The 14,151-nt window shown below is 64.1% G+C and carries 11 protein-coding genes and 2 pseudogenes; 7 read left to right on the top strand and 6 right to left on the bottom strand.

Annotation, left to right across the window (positions count from 1 at the left end):
* Positions 1-58: 58 nt before the first annotated feature.
* The 3 genes from ACZ9A3_RS07935 to ACZ9A3_RS07925 all read right to left on the bottom strand — a co-directional run bounded on the left by ACZ9A3_RS07935 (position 59) and on the right by ACZ9A3_RS07925 (position 3,888).
* Complete coding sequence (locus ACZ9A3_RS07935; protein ID WP_093384089.1) at positions 59-1,228, bottom strand: p-hydroxyphenylacetate 3-hydroxylase oxygenase component; 1,170 nt, start codon at positions 1,226-1,228, stop codon at positions 59-61.
* Between the two features lie 218 nt (positions 1,229-1,446).
* Positions 1,447-2,859: a DOPA decarboxylase gene (locus ACZ9A3_RS07930; protein ID WP_476252341.1), complete on the bottom strand. Its 1,413-nt coding sequence runs from the start codon at positions 2,857-2,859 to the stop codon at positions 1,447-1,449.
* Between the two features lie 84 nt (positions 2,860-2,943).
* On the bottom strand, positions 2,944-3,888 hold the full coding sequence (locus ACZ9A3_RS07925; RefSeq protein WP_476252340.1) for a LysR family transcriptional regulator: 945 nt from the start codon (positions 3,886-3,888) through the stop codon (positions 2,944-2,946).
* Between the two features lie 159 nt (positions 3,889-4,047).
* Here ACZ9A3_RS07925 and ACZ9A3_RS07920 point away from each other — a divergent pair, with 159 nt between their 5' ends.
* The 4 genes from ACZ9A3_RS07920 to ACZ9A3_RS07905 all read left to right on the top strand — a co-directional run bounded on the left by ACZ9A3_RS07920 (position 4,048) and on the right by ACZ9A3_RS07905 (position 8,879).
* Positions 4,048-5,535, top strand: a complete 1,488-nt coding sequence (locus ACZ9A3_RS07920) for an aldehyde dehydrogenase family protein (protein ID WP_258597465.1) — start codon at positions 4,048-4,050, stop codon at positions 5,533-5,535.
* 139 nt (positions 5,536-5,674) lie between these two features.
* Positions 5,675-7,108 (top strand): purine-cytosine permease family protein, encoded by a 1,434-nt coding sequence (locus tag ACZ9A3_RS07915; protein ID WP_476252339.1) that lies wholly within the window; start codon positions 5,675-5,677, stop codon positions 7,106-7,108.
* A complete protein-coding gene (locus ACZ9A3_RS07910) occupies positions 7,105-7,935 on the top strand; it encodes a nitrilase family protein (RefSeq protein WP_093384109.1) in 831 nt (276 codons plus the stop codon). Before ACZ9A3_RS07915 ends, ACZ9A3_RS07910 begins: the two co-directional genes overlap by 4 nt.
* Before the next feature lie 80 nt (positions 7,936-8,015).
* Positions 8,016-8,879, top strand: a complete 864-nt coding sequence (locus ACZ9A3_RS07905) for a LysR family transcriptional regulator (protein WP_045196624.1) — start codon at positions 8,016-8,018, stop codon at positions 8,877-8,879.
* Here the strand turns inward: ACZ9A3_RS07905 and ACZ9A3_RS07900 are convergent.
* Together ACZ9A3_RS07900 and ACZ9A3_RS07895 are read right to left on the bottom strand one after the other, a co-directional pair.
* Positions 8,853-10,056: pseudogene (locus tag ACZ9A3_RS07900) on the bottom strand (HPP family protein). The gene ACZ9A3_RS07905 and the pseudogene ACZ9A3_RS07900 sit on opposite strands and share 27 nt — an antisense overlap.
* A gap of 285 nt (positions 10,057-10,341) precedes the next feature.
* Positions 10,342-11,265 (bottom strand): hypothetical protein, encoded by a 924-nt coding sequence (locus ACZ9A3_RS07895; protein WP_258597457.1) that lies wholly within the window; start codon positions 11,263-11,265, stop codon positions 10,342-10,344.
* Between the two features lie 227 nt (positions 11,266-11,492).
* On the opposite strand from ACZ9A3_RS07895, the gene ACZ9A3_RS07890 reads away from it, so the two are divergent.
* From ACZ9A3_RS07890 to ACZ9A3_RS07880, 3 genes are all read left to right on the top strand, one after another.
* Complete coding sequence (locus tag ACZ9A3_RS07890) at positions 11,493-12,113, top strand: hypothetical protein (RefSeq protein ID WP_476252338.1); 621 nt, start codon at positions 11,493-11,495, stop codon at positions 12,111-12,113.
* A gap of 99 nt (positions 12,114-12,212) precedes the next feature.
* Positions 12,213-12,737, top strand: a complete 525-nt coding sequence (locus ACZ9A3_RS07885; RefSeq protein WP_093384146.1) for a P-loop NTPase family protein — start codon at positions 12,213-12,215, stop codon at positions 12,735-12,737.
* Between the two features lie 45 nt (positions 12,738-12,782).
* Positions 12,783-13,613, top strand: coding sequence for an alpha/beta fold hydrolase (locus ACZ9A3_RS07880; protein WP_123567646.1), 831 nt, complete (start codon positions 12,783-12,785; stop codon positions 13,611-13,613).
* Between the two features lie 21 nt (positions 13,614-13,634).
* On the opposite strand, the pseudogene ACZ9A3_RS07875 reads toward ACZ9A3_RS07880, so the two are convergent.
* Positions 13,635-13,994 (bottom strand): annotated as a pseudogene (locus ACZ9A3_RS07875) (glyoxalase superfamily protein); the annotation flags it as partial.
* Between the last annotated feature and the right edge of the window lie 157 nt (positions 13,995-14,151).

The raw sequence follows: 14,151 nt of genomic DNA, 5'->3' as shown, positions 1-14,151 counted from the left end.
GCAAGACTCCCCGGCTGCCGTGCGCGGCAGCCGTCATTGTTGTTATTGGCGAGGCCTATCAGACCATGCTTGGATCAGGTTCCAGGCCCATCAGCTCGCGGCCGAGAATCTGCGCGCAAACGTCGTAGTCGGTGTAGGCATGGGCGCCGGTCATGTGCGCATCGCGCCACAGCCGCTGCATTTCGTTGCTGTCGAACCAGGCAGTGCCGCCAGCGGCTTCGAATAGACGATCGACCGCCTGGATGCACATTTTCACCGCGTAGCCCTGGTTGGTGCGCCAGAACGCCAGGGTCTCGCGCGTCGGGTACTGGTGACGTTCGCTGTGCTCGGCGTGTTCCTGCCAGGTTTTTTCCAGAAATGCGCGAGCGGCGGCAACCTGATGGGTGGACTCGGCCAGGCGCATCAGCGCGGGTGTGGCGGCGCCGACATTGACCCCGGTATAGGCACGCACACGGTTCTTGGTCTTTTCGCGGAAGGCTTCGAGCATGCGCTCGGCAATACCGAGGCTGACGGTCGAGAAGCCGCTGGCGAAATATGGCCGGTACGGCGAGTAGAACACCTTGCTGTCCGGATACAGGCCAAAGCCTGCCGACTTGCCTTCCATCATGTCCTTGGCTTTCTGGATGCGGTGCTCGGGGACGAACACCTTGTCGATCACCAGGGTCTTGGTGCCGCTACCCCTCATGCCGGCGGCGAACCAGTCGTCGCGAATCTCGTAGTCGCTGCGCGGCAGCACGGCAAAGCAGTAGTCCTGGGTGCCTTCGGCATTGGCCCGACGGCAGCCGACAATCGCCCACTCGGCATGGTCGCTGCCGCTGCTCCAGCCCATCTCGCCGCTGAACAGCAAGCCGCCCTCGACCTCCTCGACCTTGCCGAACGGGGCGATACTGCTGCTGGCGGTGGCGTCGGGGTTGTCGCCCCAGATCTCCTCCTGCAGCTTGGCCGGGAACATCGCCAACTGATGGCTGTGGGTGCACAGCAGGCTCATGGCCCAGGCGGTGCTGGCGCAAGCGCCGGCAAGCAAGGCGATGCAGTCGGCAAATTGCGGCAGGGAGATTTCCAGGCCGCCGTAGGGCTTGGGCAAAAAGGCACGGTGCAGGCCGATGCTTTTCAGCAGGGCGATGTTTTCGGCCGGGACTTTGCGGTCCTGCTCGGCACGGGCGGCGTTGGCGGCGATGGCAGGCAAAATCGAACGAAGGTCTTCGAGCAGCGGGTTTGGCTTTTTCATGAGGGGCCCTGCTTATTATTGGATGTCCGCCAGGGCCTGCGAAGTGGCAGGTGGCGGCGGATGCAGGGGCCAGTATGGGAGGCTTGGCTCAGGGGGAAAATGCAACTTCCATAGGCAAGATTGTACTTTTCATAGGATGTTAAAAGCATCGCGGGTCAAGCCCGCTCCCACAGCGAACACCATCAATTCTGTGGGAGCGGGCTTGCCCCGCGATAAATTCACCCCGCCACGACGTTCTGCAAATTGCGCCAAAGCTCAGCCACATGCTCACGCTCGGTCGGCAACGCCCCCACCGACACCCGCACCATCCAGCGGCCATGCAAGGTCGCCGGAGTGACGTAGGCTACCCCCGAGGCATTGAGCTGATCCGCCCAGCGCCGGGTATGTGCATCCAGCGCCTCACCCTGCAGGCCCTCACCTCGATGGCGAATGCACAAGGTCTGCAGCTGTACCGGCGCCAGCAACTCCCAGCCCTCGGCCCCGCGCACCTGCTCGGCCAGCCACTGGGCGTTGTCCAGGTCGCGGCGCAAGCGCTGTTGCAGGTTCTCGATGCCCTCGCTGCGCAGCATGAACCACAGCTTCAGGGCACGGAACCGCCGCCCCAGCGGGATACCCCAGTCGCGCAGGTTCTTGACCTTGCTGTCGACCGCCGACTGCAGGTAGCTGGGGTTGGTGCTCATGACCCGGATCAGGTGCTGCGGATCACGCACGAAGTACAGCGAGCAATCGAAAGCCACACCGAGCCATTTGTGCGCATTGACCACTATCGAGTCGGCCTGCTCGATGCCGTCCCACATCCAGCGGCATTCCGGCAGGATCATCGCCGAACCCGCCATGGCCGAGTCCACGTGCAGCCACAAGCCATGTTCGCGGGCGATCTGGCCGATCGGTTGCAGCGGGTCGAGGGCGGTGGTTGCCGTGGTGCCGGTGGTAGCCACCACCGCGCAGGGTTGCAGGCCGTCGGCCAGGTCCTGTTCGATGGCTGCGGCCAGCGCTTGCGGGCGCATGGCGAAGTCGTCGTCGGTATCGATGTAGCGGATGTTGTCCTTGCCAAAGCCTGCCAGCAGCGCGGCCTTGTCTACCGAGCTGTGGGCCTGGGCGCTGGTGTAGATCATCAGCGGCTTGCCCTGCCCCTGCAGGCCGCCCTTGGCCAGGGCGTAGTCGCTGCTGCGCTCGCGGGCGCTGATCAAGGCGACCAGGGTGCTGGTGGACGCGGTGTCCTGGATCACCCCGCTCCACTGCGCCGACAAACCGACCATCTGCCGCAGCCAGTCCACGGTGGTTTCTTCCAGCTCGCTCAGGGCCGGGCTCGATTGCCACGACAGGCCGAGCACGCCAAGGCCGGTGCTGAGAAAATCGCCAAGCACCGACGACAAGGTGCCGTTGGAGGGGAAGTAGCCGAAAAAGTCCTGGTGCTGCCAGTGCGACAGGCCGGGCATCAGCAACTGGTCTACGTCCTTGAGAATGTTCTCGAACGGCTCGCCCTGAACCGGTGCCGAGCCGGGCAAGGCCGCCTTGAGGTAACCGGGCTCGACCTGGGCCATCACCGGCAGTTCGCCGACACCCTGGCGGTAGTCGGCGATCAGGTCGATCAGTTGGTGGCCATGTTTGCGAAATTCTTCCGGGCTCATGCAGCGGCTCCTGTTATTGGCGGTAAGTGGGCCTGAGTCTAGGCCCTGGCTGACCGCCAAAAAACGCCGCCCGGCGCATAGCTGCTATGGCGAATGCGCATGGCCGCCGTGCACGCCGAACTGCGACTGCTGCCACTGCTCGAACACCAGGTTGCGCAACCAGCGGTGCTCGGCCGAGCCGTGCAGGCGCTGGTGCCAGACCACCCAGTAGCGTTGGCTGTGCTCGACAAACGCCAACGGCCGCCAGGTCAGTGGATGCAGGCGGCTGAGCTGGCGGGCAATGTGCTCGGGCACGGTGACCAGCGCCTGGCTGCTGCCGACCACCTGCACCGCCGCCGAGTAGAACGGCACCTGCAGGCTGATGCGCCGGCTCAGGCCCTGCTCACGCAGGTGGCGGTCGATAAAGCTGTCCTTGTCGCCACCGCCGGAAATGCGCACATGGTTCCAGGCGCGGTAATCGTCCTGGCTCAGTTCGGTTTTTGCCGCCAACGGGTGCTCGCGATGCATCAGGCACACCGCGCGGTCTTCACCGAGCATGCGCCCGTGCAGGTTGGTCGGAGCATCGTCGAACAGCGTGGTAGCCAGGTCGACTTCGCCGCTGGCGAGCAGTTCATACTGCCCCGGCTGCCAGGTGCGGTACTCGATCGACACCCCCGGCGCTTCGCGCTCCAGGGTGCTGACCAACAGCGGCAGCATGTGTTCGGCGATGTAGTCCGAGGCCGCCAGGCAAAAGCGCCGCTCGCAGCGCTTGGGCTCGAAGGCCTGCGGTTGGCGCAAGGCCTCGAGCTCGGCCAGCACCTGGCCCAGCGGCAGCAGCAGGCTTTCGCCGCGTTCACTCAAGACATAGCCGCGGCCCTGGCGCACCAGCAGCGGGTCGTCAAAGGCTTCGCGCATATGTGCCAGCTGGCGGCTGAGCACCGACTGGCTGCTGCCCAGGCGCTCGGCGGCATGGCTGAGGTTCTTCAGCTGCAGCATGCTCTGCAACGCGCGCAGGTGGGCGATGCTCAGGGAGGCGAAAATCGGGTTCAAGGGGCGCTCCTGCACAGGCGGATGCCGCAGCCTAAGGCCAAACCTTGCAGATTACAAAGCGCCTGGCAGGCCGGTGCATGGCCGGCGGCAGGCTCAGTCAAGCCACTGCCGGGGCGCTGCGCTAGGGTCGGGGCTTTGCTTTCCCTTGAGGTTCGTCCCATGAGCAACATCAGCCTTTTGCCCCAGGTGCGCGTTTTTTTGCAACGCGAGCACAGCAGCTTTATCGACGGTCGCCAGCAGCCACAGGCCGATGCCCGCTACCTGGAGGTGATCGACCCGGCCAGTGACCAGGTCATCAGCCGCGTGGCCGAAGCCACCGCGCAGACCATCGACGATGCCGTCGCCTCCTCGCGCCGTGGCTTTGCGCAATGGTCACAAACCGCCCCCGCCGTGCGTGCCAGCGTGCTGCTCAAGCTTGCCGACCTGATCGAGCAACACCGCGAAGAACTGGCGCAGCTGGAGACCTGCCAGTCGGGCAAGCTGATCACCCTTTCGCGCAATTTCGAGGTCGATCAGGCCGCGCATTTCTTGCGCTACTACGCCGGCTGGGCGACCAAGCTCAGCGGCCAGACCCTCACCCCGTCGCTGCCCTCGTTCAACGGCGAGCGCTACACCGCCTTTACCCTGCGCGAGCCAGTCGGCGTGGTGGTGGGCATCGTGCCGTGGAATTTCTCGACCATGATCGCCTTGTGGAAGCTCGGTTCGGCACTGGTGACCGGTTGCAGCATCATCATCAAGCCCAGCGAATTCACCCCGCTGACCATCCTGCGCATTGCCGAACTTGCCATCGACGCCGGCCTGCCCGCAGGCGCACTGAACGTGGTGACCGGCGCCGGCCTGGCCGGCAAGGCGCTGATCGAGCACCCGGGCACCGACAAGGTCTCGTTCACCGGCTCCGTGCCCACTGGCCTGGCCGTCGGCCAGAGCGCCATGGCCGCCAACCTGACCCGCGCCACCCTGGAGCTGGGCGGCAAGAATGCGGCCGGATTCCTGCGCGACGTACCAGTGCACACGGCGGTGGACGGCATCATCGAAGCGGGCTTTTTGCACGCCGGGCAGATCTGCGCGGCAGCCGAGCGCTTTTATCTGCATCGCTCGCAGATCGAGGCGGTGACCGGGGCCTTGAGCGAGCGCCTGGCCCAGCTGAAGATCGGCTCACCGCTGGATGAAAGCAGCGAATTCGGCCCGGTCTGCAACAAGCAGCACCAGGCCAGGCTCGGCGCACTGTTTGCCAAGGCGCGCAGCGAAGGCAGCCAGATCATCCATGGCGGGCGTTTGCTCGAAGGCCCGGGCTGCTACGTCGAGCCGACGGTGATCCTGGCCAATTCGGTGGACGACAGCCTGCTCAACGAGGAAACCTTCGGGCCGGTGGCGACCTTCTTGCCGTATGACGATGAAGAGCAACTGATCGCGCTGATGAACGCCAGCCCCTATGGCCTCAGTGCCAGCCTGTGGACCAACGACCTGAGCAAGGCCTTGCGCCTGGTGCCGCAGGTGCAGGCCGGTACGGTGTGGGTGAACATGCATACCCTGCTCGACCCGGCCGTGCCGTTTGGCGGGGTAAAGGCTTCAGGCATAGGCCGTGAATTTGGCGGGGCGTTTATCGAGGATTACACCGAGCTGAAGTCGGTGATGATTCGCTACTGACACTGCCCGCGATGGGCTGCACCGCAGCCCATTACTTCTGAATTCCATGAAGTAATTTTTTGATACCAACGATTCCCCTCACCCACCGTCTGTCGGACCATCGGCCAGTTACCCCATAAAAACAACACGAGGTTCTGCCGTGGACAACGCCAACAAGGCGGGGGCTGCACGCCCGCGCATCGAGGTTCGCTCAATCGGCTATGTGCCGCGCAGCGAGCGCCACGGCAAGGTCTGGCACCAGGCGCCGTTCTGGTTCACCGGCAACTTCGTGCTCACCACCATGGTCACCGGTTTCACCGGCCCGGCCCTGGGCCTGGGGGCGCTGTACTCGATCCTGGCGATCGTGCTCGGGGTGTGCTTTGGCACCTTCTTCATGGCCTTTCACGCCAACCAGGGCCCACGTATGGGCTTGCCGCAGATGATCCAGTCGCGCGCCCAATTCGGCCTCAAGGGCGCCATCGTGCCGTTTGCCGCTGTGGTCTTCGTCTACATCGGTTTCAACGTCTTCAACGTGATCCTCGCCACCGATGCGATCAACACCGTGCTGCCCGGCCAACGCACGCCCTGGTACCTGGGCCTGATCGTCATCGCCGTGCTGCTGGCGGTGGTCGGCCACGACTTGCTACACACGGTGCAGCGCTGGCTGACCTACGTGATGATCCTGGTGTTCGGCGTGCTCACCGTCAGCGCCCTGCTGACCCTGCAGGCCGACGCCGCCCTGCAGGATCCGCAGTTCTCGTGGGGCGCATTCCTGGTGCAACTGTCGGCGGCCGCCGGTTACCAGATCAGCTATTCGGTGTACGTCTCCGACTACTCGCGCTACCTGCCCCACGACACGCCGACGGCGAAAGTGGTGTTCTGGACCTACCTGGGCGCGGCCGGCTCGGCCCTGTGGCTGATGTCCCTGGGCGCCTTTCTCGCCTCGGCCTTGCCAGCGCCTGACGCCATCGCCAGTGTGCGCGAAGTGGGCAACCAGTTCCTGCCGGGCCTGGGCACCTTCACTGTGCTGATCTCGGTACCGGCGCTGGTGGGCATCATGGCGGTCAACTGCTACGGCGCCATGCTCACCAGCATCAGCGCCATCGACTGCTTCAAGCAGGTCACGCCGTCGCTGAAGATCCGCGTGGCCGGCATCAGCGTGATTGCCACCATCGTCTTTATCGTCGCCCTGGCCATCCCCGAGAGCTACCTGGGCAGCTTCAACACCTTCGTGCTGCTGATGCTGTACTTCCTGGTGCCGTGGACCGCGGTCAACCTGGTGGACTTCTACTGCGTGCGCAAGGGCCACTACGTGATCAGCGAAATCTTCAACCCCGACGGCATCTACGGTGCCTGGGGCAAGCCCGGGCTGATCGCCTACGGCCTGGGTTTGCTGGCGATGGTGCCGTTCATGGCCTTGAGCTTTTACACCGGCCCCGCAGCCGCCGCGCTGGGTGGTGCCGACATTGCTTTTGTCATTGGTCTGCTGGTCACCGGCAGTCTCTACGCCCTGCTCTGCCGCTCGCTCGACCTGCCTGGCGAACAACGCCTGGCAGCGGCCAGCGAGCGCCAGCTTGAGGAAACCCTCGCATGAGTCCAACCCTGATCCAGGTCGCCTGCTGCCAACTGGCGCCGCAGGTCGGCGAACTTAAATACAACCGCGAGCGCGCCCTACAGGCTGTCCGCAGCGCCGCCGGACAAGGCGCCCAGGTGGTGGTGCTACCGGAGCTGGTGCAAAGCGGCTATGTGTTCGCCGACCGCAACGAAGCCCTGAGCCTGGCCGAAACCCCCAACGGCGAAACCCTGCGCCAGTGGGCAGCGCTGGCGGCGGAGCTGGACATCGTCATCGTCGGCGGCTTTTGCGAGCGCACCGAGCGCGACGAGTTGTACAACAGCGCCGCCCTGGTCGATGCCGACGGCGTGCGCGCGGTGTACCGCAAGGCGCATTTGTGGAACGACGAAAAGCGCATCTTCAGCGCCGGTGGGCAACCGCCGCCGGTGATCGATACGCGCTTCGGACGCATTGCGGTGATGATCTGCTACGACCTGGAATTTCCCGAGTGGGTGCGCTTGCCGGCGCTGGCCGGGGCCGAACTGCTGTGCGCGCCGGTGAACTGGCCGGACGGCCCGCGACCGCTCGGCGAGCGGCCCGCGGAAGTGGTACGGGTGCAGGCCAATGCTTCGGTCAACCGCTTGTACATCGCCGCCTGTGACCGCAACGGCCATGAGCGCGAAGTGGACTGGGTCGGTGGCTCGGTGATTGTCGATGCCAACGGCTACCCGCTGGCCGGGCCGCTGCATGAAGCGCCGGCCGGCACGCAAATCATCCATGCCCGCCTCGACCTGAGCGAGGCGCGGGACAAGCGCATCAGTGCCTTGAACGATGTGCACCGGGATCGCCAGCCGGTGCTGTACGACTGATTTCTCTGGCGGCTGTGCAGCCACGCCCCAAACCCGTGCAAAGCCACTAGAATAGGCCACCGCAAACACCAGGCTGCCCCATGGATATCGAGCTCGCCCGCACCTTTCTGGAAATCGTCCGCACCGGCAGCCTGGTGTCCGCCGCCGAGCGCCTGCACGTCACCCAGACGGCCATCACCGCCCGGGTACAAAAGCTCGAACAGCAACTCGCCTGCCAGCTGTTCATTCGCAGTCGCAGCGGCGCCAGCCTCACTGCCGACGGCGAGGCCTTCGTGGTGTATGCCAACCAGCTGGTGCAAACCTGGGAGGCCGCGCGCCGCGACCTGCCGTTGCCCGAAGGCTGCCACCAGGTGCTGCACATCGGCGGCGAAGTCAGCCTCGGCAACCCCATGGTGCTTGGCTGGGTCAGCGCCCTGCACCGGGAAATGCCCGGCCACGCCATTCGCAGCGAAGTCAGCGATGGCGAGTCGTTGCTGCACAAGGTGGAAATGGGCGTGCTCGATGCCGTGCTGGTCTACCAGCCCACCTACGGCCCCGGCCTGCAGGTGGAGCAACTGATGGAAGAAAAGCTCATCCGCATCCGCCGCAAGGACAAACCCGAGCCCTACGTGTACATCGACTGGGGCCAGGCCTTTCGCCGCCGTCACGACGCCGCCCTGCCCGAATGCGCGCGCCCGGCGCTGAGCTTCAACCTCGGGCCGCTGGCGCTGCAGTACATCCTTGAACACGGCGGCAGCGGCTACTTCCGTACCCGCGTGGTGCAGGCCTACCTGGACAGCGGCGTATTCGAACGCGTGCCGCAAGCGCCCGAGTTCACCTACCCCACCTACCTGGTGTATGCCCGCGAGCGCGACAGCGAGGCGCTGCAACAGGCGTTCAGGGTACTGCGCGAAGTGGTCGCCGGTGAGAGCGACTGGTCACAGCGCTGGGATCCGGTGATCTGAGGCCGCCACCTCACTCAACAACTGCCGCTTGAGCCCGGCAATCAGATCGGTCTGGGTAATCACCCCCACCAGCGCTTCGCCGTCCATTACCGGCAAGCAATGCAGCCCCTGCTCGCTGAGCAACGGAATCAGCGCCACCGCCGGCTCGTCGCTGCGCACGGTAATCACCGGCCGGCTCATGATCTGCTCCAGCAGCACCTTGGGCCGGCGCCCGAGCAATGCGCGCCAGCTGCACCGCCCCTGGGCCATGGCCGGGCCGATCAGGTCGGTGAGGCTGACTATCCCCACCAGGCGCCGGGCGTCATCGAGTACCGGCAAGGTGTGCAGATGGTGGCTCGACAGCAACTGCCAGGCCTGTTGCAAGGTGGTTTGCGGGGTCGCCAGTTGCACGTCCCGGGACATCACCGAGGCGGCGGTAATGCCGCCCAGGCTGCGTTTGAGCGCGTGTTGCTCGGTGGCCATGATGATGCGTTCGAGCTCGTCACGGGTGACGTCGACGAACTCGCCGAGCTCCTCCAGCGCCTGGTCGAGGTCTTCACCACTGACGCCGACCCGTTCACCCGGCAGCACGTCGGCGGTGTGGTGCAGGTCTTTGCGCGCCGCGGCGGTCTTCGGGTAGCGCACGCCGGTCAGGCGGTTGTAGATCACCGCCACGGCCACCAGCACCAGGGCATTGAGCATGATCGGTTCGAACACCTGGTCGCCCATCGCCGCCAGCGACGAGTCGGCCAGCACCACGCTCACCGCCACGCCGCCACCCGGCGGGTGCAGGCAGCGCAGCAGGCACATGAGCAAAATCGCCACGCCCAGGGCCAACGCCGCGACCCACAGGGCCGAACCAAAGCAGTGATGCAGCACCAGGCCCACCGCGGTGGCGCTGGCATAGCTGCCAATAAACGGCCAGGGCTGCGCCAGCGCCCCGGAGTGCACGGCAAACAGTAGCACCGCCGAGGCCGCCAGCGGCCCGAGCAGGTGCAGCGCCACTGTCGGGCCAAAGGCCAGGCTGCAGGCCAGGCCTGCGAGAAACAGGCCGAGCAGTGCGCCAACGCCTGCGCGTAGCCATTCTTTTGGGGGGATGTTCAGAGGGGCCGGCAGCAGCCGGTTGAACCCGTTGTTCAGAGCGCGCAGAGACATGGGTAGATCGGGCACCTGGGCAGTAAAAAAAGCCCGGCCAAATTGACTGGGCTGAGTATTGCGAGGGGGCAATACCAATGGGCTCCGTCCGTGGAGATGGAATTTTTGGGTGTTGCGTGGGCGGGGATTTTGCCGGGGTTGGGCTGGCGAGTGGTAATTCAAAAAACTGAGGGGTGAGTGCAGTTTTTTTGAGGGATGGCACGAGTCGGCGGCAAGGCCGCCGACTTCGCCAGGCAATCAATGCATGAACAGGGCGATCAGGATGATCACCGGAATCGGTACACCCAGCATGAACAACAGTAGTGAACGCATGGTAGTTCTCCTCGGTTCAACGGACTTGGGCACTGACGTAGTCATCGACCAGCACCACGGCATCGCGACGACGGCCGCCGTAAGTGGCGGCGAGGCTGGCGAAGAACGCCCCGCACAGCAAGGCAATGAACATCCACAATGCCGACAGCGCAGCCGCCTTGCTGGCGGCATCAGCCGCTTCACGGGCAGCCTTTTTGGCGTCGTCCACTGCCTGGCGCGCCTGGGCGAAGACCTGGTCGACACGCTGCTCGGCCTGGGCCGGCGCAAGGTTGGTGCGCTGACTGACCAGTTGCGCCAGGTACTGGCGGTCTTCGCCGCTCAGTTGCCCGCCGTTGCTCAACGCGCGCGCCATGATCCGGGTCACCGCTACTTGTGCAGCATCTTCGTTGACCGTCACCGTGCCATCGCCACGGAACAGGGTATCGACGAAATAACCATAGGGGTCGCTACCCTGGGAACCGCTGGCAGCCGTCGCTGCCGCAGTAACGCCACCTGCAGCACCGGCGGCGACCTGAGCCCCCGCCTGCACGCCGCCAGCGACGATACTGCTGACCGAACCGACCACCAGCGTTGCCGTGACCAGCGTGGCAACGGCCCAGGCCAGAAAGCCGTGGGCGGTATCGCGAAAGTACACCTCATCGCCATGCACGCTCGCCCATTTGACCCGCAGACGGCCCGCCAGGTAACCCCCCAGGCCGGAGGCGATAATCTGCGTCAGCGCCAGCCAGACAATCGTCGAGATACCCAGGCCCTTGGCGCTCATGCCGTCGCCAACCCACGGCGAAACTGCCGAGAAGCCCAGCCCGATACCGAGCAAAACCAGTATCAACGACAACGCCGCGGCGCCCGCCGCGCCGGCAAATATAGCCGCCCATGACACGCCGGAGCGGCTTTGCGCTTCGACGATGGAGGTGGAGTGGGTTTCTGATGTTGTAATCATTGTTGTAGAGCTCCCGTGAGGAACATCGAATGTTCACTACAACGGGTGCACGCCCTGTGCCAAACCGGTTGAAAGGGCAATGGCTATAAATTCAATAGGTTGCAGCACGTTGCGAACATGCCCATCATGCAAAGTGCATGATCAGGCCAGCGCCAGCGGGTGTTCTGCACACCAGGGCAATCGCCAGGGGCCGGTCTTGTCCGCAATTTTTCGACCCAGAGCCCGCGATGACTAATGAAGCGTTGATAATCGATTTGTTTGAAGCCGCTGACGCCTTGGCCAATGGCGACAACAGGGCAATGCAGCGCCTGCTTGCACCGATCAAGAACCGCGAATCCTATAACGGCACTCCTGTTCTGTTCTATGTGGCTGAAAACATTCAGGCGCTGGAATTTCTTGCGGCCAATGGCGTTGATTTTCTACAAAAAAACAGCCTTGGCGGCAATAACCTGCTGCACCGGGTGTCATTGGACAATGATGACCCTGTGTTCGAATGGGTGCTGGCCTGGTACAGCAGCAACAACAGTGTCGATGCAGCGAGCGACGATGGCTTCACCGTACTCTCGACGCTGCTCAAGTTCGGTCGGGCGGACCGCGCCAAGCGCTTGATCGAGTGTGGTGCAAGCCTTTCATCGGTCGCCAACAACGGCCTCACCCCGGCCCGGCAAACGGTCATTTGCATGGAGCAAGAGCACGATGCGCTTGAGGGTCTGGCGCTACTCCTGTCCCACGGATTGACCCTCGGCACTGCAGAGTTGGCCTATCTGGCGCACATGGCGCGCGCTATCAACCGGCACCGGCTTGCCCAGTGGATTGAAGACGATCTGATTCCCTCTGCGCCCGGCTAGTGAGTGCCCGGATAGCTGCAAAATCCCTACCGATACACTTTCACTGCCCCGACAAAACCTGCACAATCGCCGGCTTTTTTTCCGACAAGGCAGTCCCTCATGCAACGGATCGTAATTCTGGGCAACGCCGGCAGCGGCAAGTCCACCCTCGCCCGCGCCCTGGGCAAGCAACTGGGCCTGGCGGTGGTACACCTGGACAGGTTGTTCTGGGAGCCCGGCTGGGTCGAGCCGGATGCCGAGCAGTTCCGCTCGCGCGTGCGCGAGGCAGTGTCGCAGGACGCCTGGGTGTGTGAAGGCAACTATGCGCGGCGCACCTTCGACCTGCGCCTGCCGCAGGCTGACCTGGTGATCTGGCTGGATACGCCGCGCCTGACCTGCTTGATGCGGGTGATCAAGCGCAGCGTGCTGAACCGCCCGCGCCCTGACCTCGCCGACGGCTGCAGCGAAAAGCTGGACCGGGCGTTTCTGACCTTCCTGAAATTCGTCTGGACCTTCGATCGCGGTTATCGCCCGGGGATTGAAAGGGTACGTGAAGCCATCGGGCCGCAGGTACCGGTGGTGCATTTGTGCGGTAGCCGGCAAATTGCGGCGTTTGTCGAAGGCTTCAATCACGTTCCAGCCTGATCTCCTATGCTCATGGTTCGCCCACACCTCAGAGGAGCAGCGAACATGGCATTCGTGACCACTAACGATGGCGTTGAGATCTTCTACAAAGACTGGGGCCCGCGTGACGCCGAGGTGATTTTCTTTCACCACGGCTGGCCGCTCTGCAGCGACGACTGGGATACGCAGATGTTGTTCTTTCTGGCCCAGGGTTATCGGGTCGTCGCCCACGACCGCCGTGGCCATGGGCGCTCCAGCCAGGTCTGGGATGGCCACGACATGGACCATTACGCCGATGACGTGGCGGCGCTGGTCAAGCACCTGGGTGTTCAAAAGGCCGTGCATGTCGGGCATTCGACCGGCGGTGGCGAAGTCATCCATTACATCGCCCGCCATGGCCAGGAGCGGGTGGCCAAGGCCGCCCTTCTCGCCGCGGTTCCGCCGCTGATGGTACAGACCGCCAGCAACCCCGGCGGCCTGCCAAAATCAGTATTCGACGACCTGCAGGCGCAACTGGCGGCCAACCGCGCCCAGTTCTACCACGACATCCCTTCCGGGCCGTTTTACGGCTACAACCGTCCGGGCGCTAAGCCGTCGCAAGGGGTGATCCTCAACTGGTGGCGCCAGGGCATGATGGGCAGCGCCAAGGCCCACTACGACGGTATCGTCGCCTTCTCGCAGACCGATTTCACCGAGGACCTGAAGAAGGTCACGGTACCGGTGCTGGTGATGCACGGCGATGATGACCAGATCGTGCCCTACGACAACTCCGGGCCGCTGTCGGCGAAACTGCTCGGCAACGGCACGCTGAAAACCTACAAGGGGTTCCCTCACGGCATGCCTACCACCCATGCCGACATCATCAATGCCGACCTGCTGGCCTTTATCCGCAGTTGATCGCGGCTCAATGCCGTTCTATCAGCTCTGGCAGAAGCGTATCCGGTTGCCAAACGGGTCGTAGACTTCCAGCACTTTACCCCAGCCCTGCTCGACGATATCCGGGCGTCCATAGCCATAACGCTTGGCCTGCAGTTCGTCGCGCAGTTGCTCGATGTTGTGCGTGGGCACGAAGATCGTCGCCCCCGGGCTGGCATCGCCATGATGTTCGGACAGGTGCAGTTGCAGGCCGTCACGGCTGATGCCCAGGTACAGCGGCAGGTCAGCTCCGAAACGGTGCTCGAACTCAACGCTGAAACCGAGGAAATCCAGGTAGAACTCGCGGGCCTTGGCTTCGTCAAAGCTGCGCAGGATGGGAATGGGCTTGTCGAAGCGGATTGCCGTCTGCTTGGCTTGCTCGGTTGAAATCATCGTTTTTCTCCTGAAGCCGAGGCCGTGTGGGCGCGAGCGGCGGGCAGCATTAGCCTGGGGGCGATAGTACACAGATGATCGAAGCGCTGTCGATTTCGCCGGCGCCGGTTCGACTAGTGTCAGGCAG

This window comes from Pseudomonas sp. TE4620 (genome assembly GCF_056279045.1).
The sequence above is the reverse complement of the archived record's forward strand: the minus strand, read 5'-3'. Positions and strand labels throughout refer to the sequence as shown.

Excerpts from the sequence above, each read along its gene's own strand:
- ACZ9A3_RS07885 (WP_093384146.1), top strand. The coding sequence starts at position 12,213 with ATGCAACGGATCGTAATTCTGGGCAACGCCGGCAGCGGCAAGTCCACC.
- ACZ9A3_RS07930 (WP_476252341.1), bottom strand. The coding sequence starts at position 2,859 with ATGAGCCCGGAAGAATTTCGCAAACATGGCCACCAACTGATCGACCTG.
- ACZ9A3_RS07890 (WP_476252338.1), top strand. The coding sequence starts at position 11,493 with ATGACTAATGAAGCGTTGATAATCGATTTGTTTGAAGCCGCTGACGCC.
- ACZ9A3_RS07935 (WP_093384089.1), bottom strand. The coding sequence starts at position 1,228 with ATGAAAAAGCCAAACCCGCTGCTCGAAGACCTTCGTTCGATTTTGCCT.
- ACZ9A3_RS07905 (WP_045196624.1), top strand. The coding sequence starts at position 8,016 with ATGGATATCGAGCTCGCCCGCACCTTTCTGGAAATCGTCCGCACCGGC.
- ACZ9A3_RS07920 (WP_258597465.1), top strand. The coding sequence starts at position 4,048 with ATGAGCAACATCAGCCTTTTGCCCCAGGTGCGCGTTTTTTTGCAACGC.
- ACZ9A3_RS07895 (WP_258597457.1), bottom strand. The coding sequence starts at position 11,265 with ATGATTACAACATCAGAAACCCACTCCACCTCCATCGTCGAAGCGCAA.
- ACZ9A3_RS07910 (WP_093384109.1), top strand. The coding sequence starts at position 7,105 with ATGAGTCCAACCCTGATCCAGGTCGCCTGCTGCCAACTGGCGCCGCAG.
- ACZ9A3_RS07880 (WP_123567646.1), top strand. The coding sequence starts at position 12,783 with ATGGCATTCGTGACCACTAACGATGGCGTTGAGATCTTCTACAAAGAC.